This window comes from Halobacillus sp. 12SKB (assembly GCF_052941655.1).
Window position 1 is genome coordinate 2127567 of the sequence record NZ_JBRFWR010000001.1, and the last position, 16198, is coordinate 2143764.

At 44.4% G+C, this 16198-nt stretch carries 13 protein-coding genes and 1 riboswitch; of the genes, 11 read left to right on the forward strand and 2 right to left on the reverse strand.

The annotated features are described in order from the left end of the window. The first annotated feature begins 228 nt into the window (after positions 1–228). From ACQ4XT_RS10270 to ytkD, 8 genes are all read left to right on the forward strand, one after another. Entirely contained in the window at positions 229–1632 is a 1404-nt protein-coding gene (locus ACQ4XT_RS10270; protein WP_446853600.1) for an isochorismate synthase, read from the forward strand. Next, positions 1620–3356 carry a 2-succinyl-5-enolpyruvyl-6-hydroxy-3-cyclohexene-1-carboxylic-acid synthase gene (menD, locus tag ACQ4XT_RS10275; RefSeq protein ID WP_446853601.1) on the forward strand — a complete coding sequence of 579 codons (1737 nt, stop codon included), beginning with the start codon at positions 1620–1622 and terminating at the stop codon, positions 3354–3356. The genes ACQ4XT_RS10270 and menD overlap by 13 nt, the downstream gene beginning before the upstream one ends. A gap of 2 nt (positions 3357–3358) precedes the next feature. Then, positions 3359–4150 carry a 2-succinyl-6-hydroxy-2,4-cyclohexadiene-1-carboxylate synthase gene (gene menH / locus ACQ4XT_RS10280; RefSeq protein ID WP_446853602.1) on the forward strand — a complete coding sequence of 264 codons (792 nt, stop codon included), beginning with the start codon at positions 3359–3361 and terminating at the stop codon, positions 4148–4150. 65 nt (positions 4151–4215) lie between these two features. Continuing rightward, positions 4216–5034: a 1,4-dihydroxy-2-naphthoyl-CoA synthase gene (gene menB, locus ACQ4XT_RS10285; RefSeq protein ID WP_089654878.1), complete on the forward strand. Its 819-nt coding sequence runs from the start codon at positions 4216–4218 to the stop codon at positions 5032–5034. A gap of 108 nt (positions 5035–5142) precedes the next feature. Beyond that, positions 5143–6606, forward strand: coding sequence for an o-succinylbenzoate--CoA ligase (locus ACQ4XT_RS10290; RefSeq protein WP_446853603.1), 1464 nt, complete (start codon positions 5143–5145; stop codon positions 6604–6606). Further along, the gene (menC, locus tag ACQ4XT_RS10295; protein ID WP_446853604.1) at positions 6603–7700 is read left to right on the forward strand and encodes an o-succinylbenzoate synthase; all 1098 of its coding nucleotides are present in this window, start codon (positions 6603–6605) and stop codon (positions 7698–7700) included. Before ACQ4XT_RS10290 ends, menC begins: the two co-directional genes overlap by 4 nt. 61 nt (positions 7701–7761) lie before the next feature. Next, complete coding sequence (locus tag ACQ4XT_RS10300) at positions 7762–8073, forward strand: hydrolase (protein ID WP_446853605.1); 312 nt, start codon at positions 7762–7764, stop codon at positions 8071–8073. A 369-nt stretch (positions 8074–8442) separates the two neighbouring features. Further along, on the forward strand, positions 8443–8910 hold the full coding sequence (gene ytkD / locus ACQ4XT_RS10305) for an RNA deprotection pyrophosphohydrolase (protein ID WP_446853606.1): 468 nt from the start codon (positions 8443–8445) through the stop codon (positions 8908–8910). A gap of 673 nt (positions 8911–9583) precedes the next feature. Here the strand turns inward: ytkD and pckA are convergent. Then, positions 9584–11176, reverse strand: a complete 1593-nt coding sequence (pckA, locus tag ACQ4XT_RS10310; RefSeq protein WP_446853607.1) for a phosphoenolpyruvate carboxykinase (ATP) — start codon at positions 11174–11176, stop codon at positions 9584–9586. A gap of 836 nt (positions 11177–12012) precedes the next feature. Then, positions 12013–12123: riboswitch (SAM riboswitch) on the forward strand. A 281-nt stretch (positions 12124–12404) separates the two neighbouring features. Here pckA and metK point away from each other — a divergent pair. Next, entirely contained in the window at positions 12405–13601 is a 1197-nt protein-coding gene (gene metK / locus ACQ4XT_RS10315) for a methionine adenosyltransferase (protein WP_446853608.1), read from the forward strand. 65 nt (positions 13602–13666) lie between these two features. Here metK and ACQ4XT_RS10320 read toward each other — a convergent pair whose 3' ends face one another. Continuing rightward, positions 13667–14182 carry a gamma carbonic anhydrase gene (locus ACQ4XT_RS10320; RefSeq protein WP_446853609.1) on the reverse strand — a complete coding sequence of 172 codons (516 nt, stop codon included), beginning with the start codon at positions 14180–14182 and terminating at the stop codon, positions 13667–13669. Positions 14183–14241: 59 nt separating this feature from the next. On the opposite strand from ACQ4XT_RS10320, the gene ACQ4XT_RS10325 reads away from it, so the two are divergent. Both ACQ4XT_RS10325 and tbcS read left to right on the forward strand, forming a co-directional pair. Beyond that, entirely contained in the window at positions 14242–15018 is a 777-nt protein-coding gene (locus ACQ4XT_RS10325) for an alpha/beta hydrolase (RefSeq protein WP_446853610.1), read from the forward strand. Positions 15019–15038: 20 nt separating this feature from the next. Continuing rightward, positions 15039–16115 carry a tetraprenyl-beta-curcumene synthase gene (gene tbcS, locus ACQ4XT_RS10330; protein WP_514132556.1) on the forward strand — a complete coding sequence of 359 codons (1077 nt, stop codon included), beginning with the start codon at positions 15039–15041 and terminating at the stop codon, positions 16113–16115. The last annotated feature ends 83 nt before the right edge of the window (positions 16116–16198 follow it).

Below are 16198 nucleotides of genomic sequence, written 5' to 3' on the forward strand. Positions count from 1 at the left end.
TGGTGTTCTCTCCCTTGTCACTATACTCTTGTTATGATAACAGTTTAATTTTAGGGAAACCGTCCTGGAGTGTCAATCAATGTAAGAAAATGTTGGTTTTAAAGCAAGATTCCTTGAGTCAAGAGAAAAAAGAGAATAAAATAGAGAGTGATGCATGCACACAAAAGCATTTATTTGCTGTGTGGGGAAAGAGTAGATAACGTCCCTTAAAGAATGGGAGGAATATATATGCTTCATACGAAGGCCCCTCATATAGAAGAAATAGTAGGGGAAGCTCTTCAGAAAGCACATCATCTTGGGGAACCTCTATTTATTAGTATAGTTGAACATATAGATGAACAAGATCCTTTTCAATTTTTTGAAACAGGTCAGCATATTGATCAGCATCGCTCGTTTTGGCAGAGTGCTGAAAATGATTTGACCATGGTCGGAATAGGGAAGGCCAGTCAATTGTATGCAAAAAGTAAACAACGGTTTCGTGAAGTTCAATCCCTTTGGAATCATTTGCAGGAAAATGCGATGCTGCATGATGATTATAATAAAAAAGGAACAGGGATGGTGGCTCTTGGCGGGTTCAGTTTCGATCCTGTACAAAAAGAGGATACACCATGGGAGTCTTTTCCTGATAGTCAAATGACGATTCCTGCTTTCCTGCTTACGAAAGTAGATGGGGAAACTTATTTAACCATCAATGCACTAATTTTTCCTGAAGATCACCAGCAGCAGATCGCTACTCAAATACAAGAACACCGGGACTTTCTTCTTAAAGAAGGAGAGATGACCGGTTCGCTGCCTGACGTTGAGAAGACTTTTGAGGTAGCTCCTGAAGCTTGGAAAAAATCTGTTAAAAAAGCGACAGAAGACATTACAGCAGGCCTAATGGAGAAAGTCGTCCTGGCAAGAGAGCTCCGTGTCACATTCAAAGAGGATGTGCACATCACCGCTGTTTTGAAAGCTTTGGCTGATACTCAGCCAAACAGCTATATTTTCTGCTACGAAAGTGAAGGAGACTACTTTATTGGTGCGACCCCAGAGAGACTTGCGAAAGTGGTAGACAGAGAACTGGTATCCACTTGTCTTGCAGGGACGGTTCCTCGTGGTAGGACCGAGCAGGAGGATCTTAAGCTTGGGGAAGAATTGCTTGGAGATCCGAAGAATCGTCAAGAGCATCAATTTGTAGTGGAAATGATTAAAGAGGCGGTAGAAGCATGCAGCAGCCAAGTAGAAGTGCCAAATGGACCTGTCCTTTATCCGCTCCGGAACTTGCAGCATTTGTACACACCAGTGAAAGCCGTTTTAGATCAAGGATATACCTTGCTTGATGTGATTGAAAAGCTCCATCCGACTCCGGCTCTTGGTGGAATGCCTCAGCAGGTTTCCGTCGAGTATATTCGTACGCATGAAACGTTGAATAGAGGCTGGTATGCTGGACCGATTGGTTGGTTTGATGCACAGGATAACGGCGAGTTTGCTGTAGCGATTCGTTCCGCTCTTATTCAGCAAAAGGAAGCCTCATTGTTCGCTGGGTGTGGAGTAGTCGAAGATTCCGACCCTGAAGCGGAATATGCTGAAACGGCTGTTAAATTGAAACCGATGATGGATGTATTGGGAGGATCTGAATGGGACATGTAGAAGCTTTATCGAAATATGTCACTCATTTTGTAGACCAACTCGTGTTCTCAGGTGTCGACCATGTCGTCATATCACCAGGTTCCAGGTCTACTCCATTAGCTATGACTTTTGCTGAGCATTCCGAGGTGAATCATTGGGTTCACCTCGATGAACGCTCAGCTGCTTTTTTTGCTCTGGGAATAGCGAAGCAAGAGCAAAAGCCAGTAGCGCTCGTATGCACCTCGGGAACCGCAGCGGCGAATTATTATCCGGCTATTGTCGAGGCTTTTTATAGTCGAGTACCCCTGGTGGTCTTGACCGCTGACAGGCCGCATGAGTTAAGGGAAGTCGGTGCCCCTCAAGCTATTAATCAAATACAAATGTACGGCAGTTATGTTAAGTGGTATCAGGATTTAGCATTACCAGAAGAAAACAACTTTCACTACGCGAGACAACAGGCAGCGAGAGCGATGGAAGAGGCGATTGCCGGGCAAGGTCCTGTTCATTTGAATATTCCATTTCGCGAACCGTTAATTCCAGACTTCGAGTTGGAAGAGGCATGGCGCGGCGGTACCCAGCCGATTCCGAGAGCTCAGAGAGGGAAGTTAGCGATGCCAGATGATCAGATCAAGCAATTATTTGAACGTCTCGCTCAAGGAGAGAAGGGTTTACTGGTCGTTGGGCCCCAGCCGGATTCCCGTTTAGCTGAGGCAGTCACACATCTTGCCTCCCGTCTTGGGGTTCCTGTATTTGCCGATCCTTTATCACAGCTTCGTACAGGGAGTCACGATAAGAGAAATATCATTGAAAATTATGATGCTTTGCTTAAGTCTACCTCGATTAAAGGTCAAGTCGTGCCCGATTACATCGTACGATTCGGAGCCATGCCTGTTTCCAAAGCATACTTAAAATGGGTCAAGGAATATAAAGATCAGATCGATCATTATGTTGTGGATGACCAAAAGGAATTTCGTGAGCCTGCGGGTATTACAGCGACATTCGTTTGGAGTGACCCCGTGAAATTATGTGAAAGCTTGTCCAGTTTTATGCCTGACGGGAATGTAGAGACATCATGGCTTTCAAGTTGGCAGCAGATGAATGTTTTAGCGAAGAATGAAATGCTCCTCGAACCAGAGCCTTCACTCAATGAAGGTCATGCGGTCGTTTATCTGGCAGAATCCATTCCTGACCATTCAAATTTATTTGTGGGAAACAGCATGCCGATCAGGGATGTCGACAGTTTCTTCATGTCATCACCTAAAAATGTTCAGCTGATGGCGAATAGAGGAGCAAATGGGATCGATGGTGTGGTTAGTACAGCAATCGGCACAGCAGCTACAGGCAGACACACAACGCTTTTGTTAGGGGATATTTCTTTTTTCCATGATTTAAACGGACTATGGATGGCAAAGAATAAGGAGATTCCGTTGACCATCGTTGTTATTAACAATGACGGAGGGGGTATATTTTCTTACCTGCCTCAATCCAAACATCCGGATCACTTTGAAGAGCTCTTTGGCACCCCTTTAGGTTTGGATCTCGCACCTGTCATCAGCATGTATGGGGGCAAACACAGGCAGGTGACAAGTTGGGAGTCTTATAAACGTGCTTTAGCAGAAAGTTATGCAGATCCAGGGCTGAACGTCGTCGAAGTGGTGACAAGTCGTGACGACCATGTAGCGTTTCACAGAGAGCGTTGGTCCAATGTAGAAAAGGCGGTTTTGGATTGGAGCGAAAGTTTATGAGGATGAAGGTGAACGGCAGAGAATACTGGGTTGAGGATGAGGGAGAAGGTCAAGCCCTCCTCCTGCTCCACGGGTTTACAGGCCGCGCTTCAACGTTTGACTCCATCACTTCCCGTTTTGAAAACTCCTATCGACTCATAAAAGTGGATTTGCCTGGTCATGGAAAAACAGGATCGATTGGTAGGATAACGATGGAGCGGTTTTGCCTGGATCTTAAAGCCTTACTGGATCAGCAGGGATTAGAAAAGGTGTCCTTGCTTGGTTATTCTTTGGGAGGGAGAACAGCTCTATCATTTGCCGTGCTTTACCCAGAATATGTCGATCGATTAATACTCGAAAGTGCTTCTCCAGGTTTACCCACAACCGAAGAACAGCTGTCACGACAAGCAAAAGATAAAGGTTTGTCAGAAAAATTGATGGAAGAAGGAATCGAATCGTTTGTAGACTTCTGGGGAAGTATCCCACTTTTTGATTCACAACGAAAGCTTCCTAATGATGTGAAAAAAGCATTGAGAGAGGAACGCCTGAGTCAGACGGCTGAAGGTCTTTCTGAATCACTTCTCGGTATGGGTACAGGTCACCAGCCCTCCTGGTGGAATCAATTATCTTCGCTCAAGTGCCCGGTCTTATTAGTGACAGGAGAGGAAGATGCAAAGTTCCGAAGCATTAATAGGGAAATGGCAGACCGTTTCACACATGCCACTCATCGGGTGGTAAAAGATGCTGGTCATACGGTCCACCTTGAGAATCCTGGGATTTTTGCTAAAATTGTAGATGGGTTCATGATAAAATGAAAATTGCAGGAAAGCGTTTTTCATGAGGAATTTACGAACTGAATGTAGAAAAAGGAGGAAATACTATGTCTTTTGATTGGGTTAGTGAACGCGAATATGAAGATATTATGTACGAGAGATTTGAAGGGATTGCTAAAATTACGATCAACCGTCCGGAAGTTCGTAATGCTTTCCGCCCGCAAACGGTACATGAGTTAATTGATGCTTTTGCTTATGCTCGCGATGACTCCCGGATCGGGGTTATTGTTCTTGCAGGAGCTGGCGATGATGCTTTCTGTGCTGGTGGAGACCAGAAAGTACGTGGCCATGGTGGCTATGTTGGGGATGACCATATCCCTCGTTTGAATGTACTTGATTTGCAACGTTTGATCCGTGTCATTCCAAAGCCTGTAGTAGCTATGGTTTCCGGATATGCAATCGGTGGTGGACATGTATTACATATCGTTTGTGATTTAACGATTGCTGCTGATAACGCCATCTTCGGTCAAACAGGACCAAAAGTGGGAAGCTTCGATGCTGGTTACGGTGCAGGATTGCTTGCTCGTATTGTCGGTCATAAGAAAGCCCGTGAAATTTGGTACTTGTGCCGTCAGTACTCTGCAAGAGAAGCGGAGGAAATGGGACTGGTCAACACAGTTGTACCATTGGAAGATCTTGAAGCGGAGACTGTACAATGGGGTCGTGAAATGCTTGAGAAGTCACCGACTGCCTTGCGTTTCCTGAAGGCTTCTTTCAATGCCGATACTGACGGTTTAGCTGGTCTTCAACAAATGGGTGGAGACGCTACTTTGTTGTATTACACAACAGAGGAAGCCAAAGAAGGGCGCGACGCCTTCAAGGAGAAAAGAAAGCCTGACTTCGATCAGTTCCCTCGTTTCCCTTGATTCGACTCTATATATGAAACCACGTGTGAAGGGGCATCCTGTAGAAAGGATTGCCCCTTTTGTGGTTTGAGAGGCAGTATAAAAGAACTAAGTAAAGGAAGGGTTGAAATGGGCGAACGTATTCCACATTGGTTAGATAAACAGGCTTCACTAAACCCACAGCGTACAGCCATTGAAACATCAGACGGCAGGAGCATTAGTTTTTCTGAATTAAGGGAAAAAAGCCGGAGGATGGCCGCTGTTCTTATGACAAACGGGGTGAAGCAGGATGACCACATAGCCTTATTAGCGAGCAATAGTACACTGTACACGGTTTTCATACACGCGGTAAGTTATGTTGGAGCGGTAGCTGTTCTGTTGAACACGAGGCTGACCCCAGCAGAAATTGCGTATCAGCTCACGGATGCGCATGTTTCACATTTTTTTTCTGATGATCAGCACGTGCCAGTTGCTGCCGAATCGGTAACAGAGATGAACCTTGAGGTGCATAGACTTGAACATTTGAAAATGGAGAAAGGCATCCCCCATGAACTTCAAACGGACCTGGATTTCGAAGACGTTTATACGATGATGTATACGTCAGGGACGACAGGGAATCCGAAAGCCGTGATGCATACGTATGGAAACCATTGGCACAGTGCGGTCGCTTCTGCCTTGAATTTAGGAACAGGAGAAAAGGACAAGTGGTTGAATTGTTTGCCTTTGTTCCATGTTGGTGGCTTTTCAATCCTAATGAAGAGTGTCGTTTATGGTATGCCGGTCATGCTTTTTGAAAAGTTCGATGCATGCAAGGTTCATGAAGCCGTTATGGAAAAAGGGGTTACTCATGTGTCCGTGGTGACGGTTATGCTGCAGAGGCTACTCGAGATGCTTGATGAAGGTACGTACCCAGATGACTTCCGCTGTATGCTTCTTGGCGGGGGGCCTGTTCCTGAAGTATTACTCGAGCAGGCATCAGAAAAAGGAATGCCTGTTTTCCAGACATATGGGATGACAGAGACTTCCTCCCAAATCGCCACACTCAGTCCGGAGTTTGCTTTCTCAAAACTTGGTTCAGCGGGTAAGGCTTTAAGCTCTGCGCACCTTTATATAGACTGCAATGAAAGAGGTGAGGTTGGTGAAATCATCGTTCGTGGTCCGATGGTGTCGAGGGGATATTACAACCGGGAGAAAAGAGAAAACACGTACTTGCGGACAGGGGACCTCGGATTTGAAGATGAAGATGGATTTTTGTATGTCGTAGACCGGGTGAAGGATGTGATCATTTCAGGGGGAGAAAACATTTATCCTGCAGAAGTTGAAAGCGTGTTATCATCCATGCCAGGAGTACGGGAAGCAGGTGTGGCCGGACGTTCTGATGAACATTGGGGAGAAGTTCCTGCAGCGTATATTGTGACTGAAGATGGGTCCAGTCTGACTAAAGAAGATGTACTGAACTGGTGCCGGAAGCGTTTGGCGAAATATAAATGTCCGAAAGAGGTTCATTGGATCGATGAACTACCGAGAAATGCCTCGAACAAACTATTGCGTAGACATTTGTCATCCTGCCTCAAGCAAGGGGGAAACGGATGAGAATCCAGTCGGTCCGTTTAAGGAAAGTCTCCATGCCGCTAAAAGCTCCATTCGTTACTCACCAGGGTGAATTGAAAGAGCGTCCTCTTATTATTGTAGAGGTAAGAGATGATGCAGGTTGTATAGGTTATGGCGAGGTGACGGCATTTCCTACCCCTTTTTATACCTATGAAACGTTAGGTACATCCTGGCATATTTTAGAAAATCACCTGATTCCGTCTCTTTTGAAAAATGGAGCGGAGCATCCTTCGGATGTGGCAGAACAAAATGACGGAGTGCAGGGTCATCCGATGGCAAAAGCGGGGCTCGAAGCAGCGCTATGGGACTTGTATGGAAAGCAAACAGGCAGAAGTCTTGCCGATCTCCTGGGGGGGATCCGGTCATCAGTGAGCGCTGGGGCGGTGATCAGCTTAGGGGATTCGTTAGAAGAAGATGTGTCCAGGTTGAAGGAAGAGGGCTTTCAAAGATATAAATTGAAAGTGGTTAAAGGAAGAGAAAAGGAAGCGATTGAAACCATACAAGAAATCGACCCTTCTCTTCCAATCATGATCGATGCGAATGGTCAATACAATTCAGAGGATATAAGCCATTTACGTTCATTAGATGATTATGGATTAACAATGATTGAGCAGCCTTTTCCAGCAGGAGACTTTTATTGGCATAAAGAACTGCAAAAGGAAATGAAGACCCCGATTTGTTTGGATGAATCGATCATGTCTTTTCACGATGCGATTCAGGCGGTTGAACTGGGAAGTTGTCAAATCATCAACATAAAAATCAGTCGTGTCGGTGGATTAACTGCAGCGATTCAAATCCATGACTTCTGTCAATCACGAGGGGTTCCTGTATGGTGCGGAGGGATGGTGGAATCAGGAATTTCCAAAGCGCATAATCTTGCGTTAGCTTCCCTGCCAAATTTCACGATTCCAGGTGATTTGTCCGGTTCTACAAGGTATTTTTATAAAGATCTTGTACACCCTGAGATTGTTATGCACAAAGGTACCATTGAGGTTCCTGCGGAAAAGGGAATGGGTATAGAAGTGGATGAAGAATATTTAGATGAAGTAACCCTCGCTTACCAGACATTCTCCTGAATGATCCATCTGTAATAGGTTTCCCCTCCGTGGTTCACACTAGAGAAGAGGAGGGTGAATGATGGATAAGGATAAGTATTATATCAACATGGGAACAAGGGAAATTTCTTTAAACCACGATGCAAACAATGATGATTTCACGATTTACGCAACGGAAGAGGAAGTAAAAGCGCTAAGAGAAGTATTTGATGAGATTTATAATGCAGATGAGGAGTCTTTCTGGCGGTCCCACGTTCCGTTTAATCCCTATCATAACGATCAGGCGAACGATGAAGTGGATCTTGATATGAAAAAAGCGTTTCAAAAGATTTATGATCTTGGAGATGAAGCGACTAAACATCATATCACGGAGATGGGTGTATTAAATGAATAATTGAACCGCTTCTTTAAAAGAAGCGGTTTTCTATGCTTCATTAGAATATACCAGGCATAACTTTCATTGCCTTTACTTAATTAAGAATGTCCTTTGGTACGACAATCTCTTCAATCTTGTTAAATAAAAACAGACTGACCATCGCTACATAGGTTCGCTGAGCCATTATTGCTCTCCTATCTTTTTATGCTTTCTTTCTTGTATGAATAATAAGAATCGATCGCTTTATGTTTATCGGAGTTTTTACATTTTTTTCAGAAATACGGGAAGTTTGTCTGCTGACCGGTTTGTATTTAGCGTGGCTTGTGGTACGATTTAAACAGGTGAAAGACAGAACGTATATCAAGGATTAAAGGCAGTTGAGCAGACATGAAAACATTTTATGATTATTACCACAACCCTGTCCGGTTATCTTTTGAGGATCATCCTTTTTCCGAGACACCGAAACATGTGTGGGTGATATGCCGATACAAAGATCAATGGCTGCTCACCAAGCATAAAGATCGTGGTCTAGAATTTCCAGGCGGAAAAGTTGAAGAGGGAGAATCAGCGGAAGACGCCGCTGTCAGAGAAGTCCGAGAAGAGACAGGAGCCCTCATTTCTCATTTATCCTACATTGGTCAGTATCATGTAGAAGGGAAAGGGGGGACGGTCATTAAGAATGTGTATTTTGCAATGATTGATTCGATTGATGATCAGGATCATTATTTTGAAACGCACGGGCCAGTATTGTTCCGTAATCTCCCTCGTAATTTAAAATCGAATGATCGTTTCAGTTTCATGATGAAAGATGAAGTGTTGCCAGAGTGCTTGAAAAAGGTAGAAAAGTTCAACTAAACTTTTCTACCTTTTTTCTTATGTTTCTTCAACAATCTGGCAGGATTGTTGAAGACTCAGTTTCGAGACTTTTGTTGAGTGGGTGGGGCTGCGGGGAATAACTCGCTTTCCGCGGGAGCGCGGTGAGCCTCCTCGGACTGCGTCCTGTGGGGTCTCACCCTGCACTTTTTCCCGCAGGAGTCTCGCCATTCCCCTCCGCCCCTTTACCAAGGAAGATTCTCGAAACCACCTCTAAAATGTTAGCTCATATGACTGAGAGAAGTGGATCATATAAACTTCTCTACTATGGACAGCCAGAACTTAATGATTGAAATAGAGCGCTTTATGCCTACTTAGGAGAGAAAAGTAAGAGACAATCATTTTCAGTATAGGGGTTCGTTTCTCTCTTCAACAAATGGGGTGGTTGGGAAGCTGCGAGACTCCCGCGGGAATGGATTGGCTGGAGAGACCCCGCAGAGCTTTAGCTCGAGGAGGCTCTCCGTCATCCCCGCAGGAAAGCGAGTAGCTTCCCAGCCACCCCTGGCGCTCACCTCAAGCAACGAACCCTGTAACATCTCGATACTGAGTCTTCAACTATAGGGAGCGTTTGTGGTGTTAGGTGTAGGGCATAGAGAAGGCCCCGCTGGAAATCCAGCGGGGCCTTCTTTTATATGAGGAGATGAGGAAACAATTATTATGACCTGTGGTAGGTCGGTCCTGCCTTTTTGATTTCTTCGCTTGCATATGTGAATTTCTTGAAGTTTTCATGAAACTTGCTTGCCAATGACTTGGCACTTTGATCATATGCATCAGCGTCTGCCCATGTTTTTCTAGGGAATAATACTTCATCTGGGACACCAGGGCAGTGTGTAGGAATATTCAAACCAAAAAATGGATCTTGATAAGTTTCAGCAGAGCTTAACTCTCCCTCCAGTGCGGCATGAATCATGGATCTTGTGTAGGCCAGTTTAATTCGCTGCCCTTCCCCGTAAGATCCTCCTGACCAGCCTGTGTTGACCAAATAAACATCTGCGTTGAATTGGTCAATCTTTTCCCCGAGCATTTCTGCATAAGTGGATGGCGGGAGAGGAAGGAACGGTGAACCGAAGCAGGCAGAAAATGTAGCTTGTGGTTCTGTGATTCCTCGTTCAGTTCCTGCTAGTTTACTAGTGTATCCACTCAAGAAATGGTACATGGCCTGTTCTTTTGTCAACTTACTGATTGGTGGAAGGACACCTGTCGCATCAGCTGTTAAAAAAATAATGGCGTTTGGATGACCGGCGATACTCGGTTGTACAGTATTATCGATATGCTCTAATGGATAAGCGGCCCGTGTATTTTCAGTGAGACTTGTGTCATTGTAGTCTGGCTGGTGGGTCTGTGGATCAAGCACTACGTTTTCCAGGACAGATCCGAAATGAATGGCATCAAAGATCTGGGGTTCCTTTTCTTGAGAAAGGTTGATACATTTCGCGTAACATCCACCCTCAATATTAAAAATCCCGTAGTTTGACCATGCATGTTCATCATCACCAATCAACCGACGTTGTGGGTCCGCTGATAATGTTGTCTTTCCTGTTCCGGAAAGTCCGAAGAATAAAGCCACATCTCCCTCTTTACCTACGTTCGCTGAGCAGTGCATTGGGAGAACGTTCTTCTCGGGAAGAATATAGTTCATGACAGAGAAGATGGACTTTTTGATTTCTCCGGCATATTCCGTGCCACCAATTAAAACGATGCGGTGTTTAAAAGAGATCATGATGAATGCTTCTGAGTTCGTTCCATCAGCTTCAGGATCAGCTTTAAAGGTTGGAGCAGAAATTACAGTAAACTCCGCTTCATGATCTTCTATTTCCTGTTCATCTGGACGAATGAACATTTGCTGTGCGAATAAGTTGTGCCAGGCGAACTCTGTAAGTACCTGAAGAGGAAGACGATGCTTTTCATCTGCCCCCGCAAAGCCCTTAAAGACAAAAAGTTCATTCCGTTCTTTCAAATAATCCAATACTTTATGATATAGTTTTACAAACGTTTGATCATCTATGGGCTGGTTGACAGCTCCCCAGTGGACTTTATCTTGTGTGATATCATCCTGAACGATGAATTTATCTTTCGGAGATCTACCAGTATAAGTACCCGTCGTTGCCTGGATGGCCCCTTTTTCTGTCAGGGTACCTTCATTACGGTATAAAATCTTTTCCACTAAATGTGGAACAGATAGCTGGTGGTGGACATGTTCTTGGGCAAGTAAAAGATTCAGTTCAGACATTTGATTAATGGTACTCATATGTGTCGACCCGCCTTTGCATTTATTATGATCAACCTAATGTGAGATTAGTATAACACATTGATTTCTTTAGTCCATACTATACGTGAAAAAGCTTACATTTTATTTATTCTGAATTATCAAACTGAAAACCTGCTCTTTTGTTCAACAATCTGGAAGGATTGTGAAAGACTCAGACTCGAGATGTTTCGGGGGTTCGTTGCCTTGTGAGCGCCTGGGTTGGCTGGGAAGCTACTCGCTTTCCTGTGGGGGAGTGCCGAGCTTCCTCGGACTTCGTCCTGCGGGATCTCGCCGATCTCCTTTCTCCCACGGGAGTCTCGCAGCTTCCCAGCCAACCCATTCTTCGTATGCGGGTAACGAACCCCTACACCGGGGGAGACTGCCTTCCACTACCCTGGTTTTATATGCATAAAGCGCTCTATAACAAGCTTTTCACGTGCAGGATAGCGTACTTAGGGGATTATTCCTCTCCAATTACCAAGTGTATGAAAGCCGGTAATTATATGGCAAAGGGGCGGAGGGGGATGGCGAGACTCCTGCGGGAGAAAAGTGCATGGTGAGACCCCACAGGACGCAGTCCGAGGAGGCTCACCGCGCTTCCGCGGAAAGCGAGTCATCCCCCGCAGCCCCAACCCACTGCACAAACATCTCGAAACTGAGTCTTCAAGAAAAGGGAGATTATATGGAAGAGTGAGATATTCTTTACTTTGAAAAAAGTTTCTAATAATATATGTGAATTTCATTCAAACGTTTACTAAATACGAATACGTTAGAATGAGGTGGAATTCAATTGACATTAAATGAGGTTTTCGATACGATAACGGAGAACGGATACTCTCTTATCCAGAGTTGGTGGAGGGACAGGCCCTTTGAAACCCAGCAACCGTCATGCACATGACACGGTGCTAACCTGAAGCAAGGAGGACATGCTCCTTGGACGATAAGAGCGAAAGGAAGCAGCCCCTTTCCTCGAATAGGAAAGGTTTTTTCTTTTTATAAGGCTTTTTTTTCAAACAGAGGGATGAGATCGATTCATCCACTCATTAAAACTCAGCCTTTAATGAAGAAATATTCGAACAGGATAACCTGTAGATATTCCTATGTAATTGCTCCATTGGTTGTGAAAAGAGGCAACATGAACATATATGAAACGTATAAAAGTTTCTGCACATACTGGTAAAGAGTTCCGTCTAATACTTTGTACTTACAGAAGGAGGAGTTTTTAAGAATGCCTGCAAACCGCCGGTTATTCACATCAGAATCTGTCACGGAGGGTCATCCGGACAAAATTTGTGACCAGATTTCTGATGCGATATTAGATGAAATTTTAAAAAACGACCCTAACGCGAGGGTTGCATGTGAGACAACAGTGACAACGGGACTTGTACTGGTTTCTGGTGAGATTAGTACAAATACTTACGTGGATATTCCATCCATCGTACGTCAGACGATCAAAGATATCGGATATACTCGTGCGAAGTACGGGTTTGATGCGGATACATGTGCTGTTCTGACTGCGATTGATGAGCAATCCCCTGATATTGCAGGAGGCGTGGACGTTGCTCTTGAATCCCGTGAAGGAAAAATGAGTGACGATGAAATCGAATCGATTGGTGCAGGAGACCAGGGGTTGATGTTTGGTTTTGCTAATAATGAAACCAAAGAATTGATGCCTCTTCCAATCTCCTTGGCTCATAAACTATCGAAACGTCTTTCTGATGTGAGAAATGATGGTACACTTGATTACCTTCGTCCAGATGGGAAAACACAGGTGACGGTGGAGTACGACGAAAATGATCAGCCAGTGCGTGTGGATACAATCGTTATTTCTACCCAGCATGCTGAAGAAGTGACTCTGCAACAGATCCAGGAAGATTTGAAGAAACATGTGATTGGGCCGATCGTGCCTGAAGGATATATTGATGAACAGACGAAATACTTTATTAACCCGACCGGACGCTTCGTCATTGGAGGTCCACAAGGTGACGCCGGGCTAACCGGAAGAAAGATTATCGTCGACACATATGGTGGCTATGCTCGTCATGGAGGGGGAGCCTTCAGTGGTAAAGATGCTACGAAAGTAGACCGTTCGGCTGCTTATGCTGCCCGTTATGTTGCGAAAAATATTGTAGCTGCAGGACTTGCGGACTCTGTTGAAGTTCAGCTTGCTTATGCCATCGGTGTGGCGCAGCCTGTTTCTATTGCCATTAACACGAATGGAACAGGTACTGTTTCTGAGGAGCAGCTGGTGGAAGCTGTCCGTGAACTATTCGACCTTCGTCCAGCAGGAATTATTAAGATGTTGGACCTGCGTCGTCCTATTTATCGTCAAACGGCTGCTTACGGTCACTTCGGACGTACGGATGTGGAGTTCCCTTGGGAGCGTACAGATAAAGCAGAAGAATTGAAGGCGCGCTGTCAATAATTAAAAAAACCGTTCCAAACTTTTGTTTGGAACGGTTTTTTCGTTCAAGTGTTTGATTTGTTGCCTTATGATTCTCGTAGTTCCTTATAATATTGCCCTTTTTCCACATAACTCTTTCTGATCCTGTTCAGTTCTTTTATGTCTTCTTCATTTAGGTCTCTTATGACTTTGGCCGGCCGGCCGAAAGCGAGAGTGTTTGGTGGAATGACTTTCCCGGGGGGAACAAGACTCCCGGCGCCGATGAAAGCTTGTTCACCAATAACAGCGCCATCAAGAATAAGAGATCCCATGCCGATCAGCGCGTTTTCTTTTATATGGGCGGAATGTAAAGTGACTTGGTGGCCGACGGTTACTCCGTCCTCAATGATTAATGGTTTGTCTGGGCTTTGATGTAAAAGGCTTAAATCTTGAATGTTGGTGTTCTTGCCAATATGTACGGGAGCTACATCTCCTCTGATCACAGTCTTGAACCAAACGCTGGCATTTTCCTGGATGGTTACATCCCCTGTGATCACAGCATCTTCTGCAACATAGGCACTCGGATGTATGTCAGGTACCTTTCCTTTATATTCGCAAATCATGAAAAACCCCCTTATACTAATACTATTGATAGTATAGCAGAAGAAAAGAGGGAGATGCTGTGAAGAAAGTAGAATCAGTCAATGATCGTGCAACGGTAGTGCTCGTTCATGGGGCCTTTGAACATTCAGGTCGGTATCATGAACTGGTCGACCAACTTCAAAAGGATGGGTATTCCGTTATTTATGGGGACCTGCCAGGTCAGGGGCGTTCTCCAGGGAAGAGTGGCCATATCCGTTCTTTTCAGGATTATATCCATACCATTATGAACTGGATTCAACACGCGGACCCCAATAAGAAAGTATTTTTAATGGGGCATAGTATGGGAGGCCTTGCAGTTGTACGTACGATGGAGACTGCTCAACCAAAGGTGGATGGTGTTATTCTTTCTTCTCCTGCACTAGGTCTTCTGAAAAAAGCAAGCCTCCCTTTGGAAGTCGTGTCTTATATTTTAAACACTTTTATTCCATCTTTAAGAATCAAGGCTCCGCAAGATCCCGAATATATCACACGAAATAAGGACAAAATTGTAGAGTTTCAACAAGATCCTTTGATTATTGATAAAGTTTCTGTTCGCTGGTATCGTGAATTTCAAAAAGCGACAAGGGAAGCGTTCTCTGATATTCAACGCTTTCCTGATCTTCCATTGTTACTCATGCAGGCTGAAGAGGATTATATGGTAAGAATTGAGAAGACGGCCGAATGGTTTGACCGGGTTCAGGTAAAAGAAAAAAGGTACAAACAGTGGCCGGGGCTTTATCATGAAATTTATAACGAGCCGGAATGGGAAGATGTCTATCAACATACGCTATCTTTTTTAGAGGATCATCTAAAGTAAATCGGTAAGGAGGGCTTCTTTTGAGAAGTGCAGTCCCGGGTAACGCCATGTTTTTGATGTACAGAGTTTATCGAAATATTTTTCCTGCTGTTCATGATGAATTGTCTTACTGGATTGAAAGGGCGAAATCGATTCCTGACGAAGAACTTAGAAGTCAAGCTTTGGCGAGTATTGATGAAAAGACGTTTCACTGTGAAGGGGGATCGATTTACTCTGTTCTTTCCAGCGGTAATGATAAACAGGCCATTCGATTCATCGTTGCTTATCAAACCATCAGTGACTACTTGGACAACCTTTGTGACCGTAGCACCTCTATGGATCCTGACGATTTCCGCATGTTGCATGAATCTATGATCGACGCTTTGACACCAGGTAACCCACTACAGGATTATTACCAATATCGTGACGAGCAGGATGATGGGGGGTACCTCCATGATCTTGTGAACACGTGCCAGCAAGTCCTTTCCGAGGCGGAAGACTATCCAATCGTTAAGAAGCAGGCGGTAAGGTTAGGTAAGTTGTATAGTGATTTGCAAGTTCATAAGCATGTGATTGAAAACGAGAGGATTCCGAGGCTTCAAAATTGGTTCAAGCACTACCAAAAAGAATGGCCGGAGCTCAGCTGGTACGAATTTTCCGCATGTACAGGGTCTACGTTGGGGATCTTTTGCCTTGTTTCCTATACGCTGAGTGGAAAGATGGATGCAACGTTATCTAATCAAATTGAAAGAAGTTATTTTCCTTATATGCAGGGATTACATATCTTGCTTGATTATTACATTGATCAAGAGGAAGATGAGAAAGAGGGAGATTTGAATTTTTGTGCTTACTACGACCATGAGGATGAAATGAAGAACCGCTTCCAGTATTTTGTCAAAAGGGCCCATGAGGAAATTCAAAGGCTACCGGATCCGGCATTTCACCAAATGATACATGAAGGTCTGGTTGGCATGTACTTAGCGGATCGTAAAGTAGGCAGACTTTCAAATGCAAAAAGCTTTGTAAAAGAAATGTTGAAAGTGAGTGGTAAGAAAGCAACGTTCTTTTATTACAATACAAAGATGTATCATAAATTAAAGCCTGGTCGTGAGATTTAAACGACCAGGCTTTTTCCAGTTATGGAATATAAGAAGTTACGTGGTTTTCCTTTTTTTCCTCCGTCAGGATTTCGCGTTAATCC

Coding starts and splice junctions, on each gene's coding strand:
- ACQ4XT_RS10270 (WP_446853600.1), top strand. CDS start 229: ATGCTTCATACGAAGGCCCCTCATATAGAAGAAATAGTAGGGGAAGCT.
- menD (WP_446853601.1), top strand. CDS start 1,620: ATGGGACATGTAGAAGCTTTATCGAAATATGTCACTCATTTTGTAGAC.
- menH (WP_446853602.1), top strand. CDS start 3,359: ATGAAGGTGAACGGCAGAGAATACTGGGTTGAGGATGAGGGAGAAGGT.
- menB (WP_089654878.1), top strand. CDS start 4,216: ATGTCTTTTGATTGGGTTAGTGAACGCGAATATGAAGATATTATGTAC.
- ACQ4XT_RS10290 (WP_446853603.1), top strand. CDS start 5,143: ATGGGCGAACGTATTCCACATTGGTTAGATAAACAGGCTTCACTAAAC.
- menC (WP_446853604.1), top strand. CDS start 6,603: ATGAGAATCCAGTCGGTCCGTTTAAGGAAAGTCTCCATGCCGCTAAAA.
- ACQ4XT_RS10300 (WP_446853605.1), top strand. CDS start 7,762: ATGGATAAGGATAAGTATTATATCAACATGGGAACAAGGGAAATTTCT.
- ytkD (WP_446853606.1), top strand. CDS start 8,443: ATGAAAACATTTTATGATTATTACCACAACCCTGTCCGGTTATCTTTT.
- pckA (WP_446853607.1), bottom strand. CDS start 11,176: ATGAGTACCATTAATCAAATGTCTGAACTGAATCTTTTACTTGCCCAA.
- metK (WP_446853608.1), top strand. CDS start 12,405: ATGCCTGCAAACCGCCGGTTATTCACATCAGAATCTGTCACGGAGGGT.
- ACQ4XT_RS10320 (WP_446853609.1), bottom strand. CDS start 14,182: ATGATTTGCGAATATAAAGGAAAGGTACCTGACATACATCCGAGTGCC.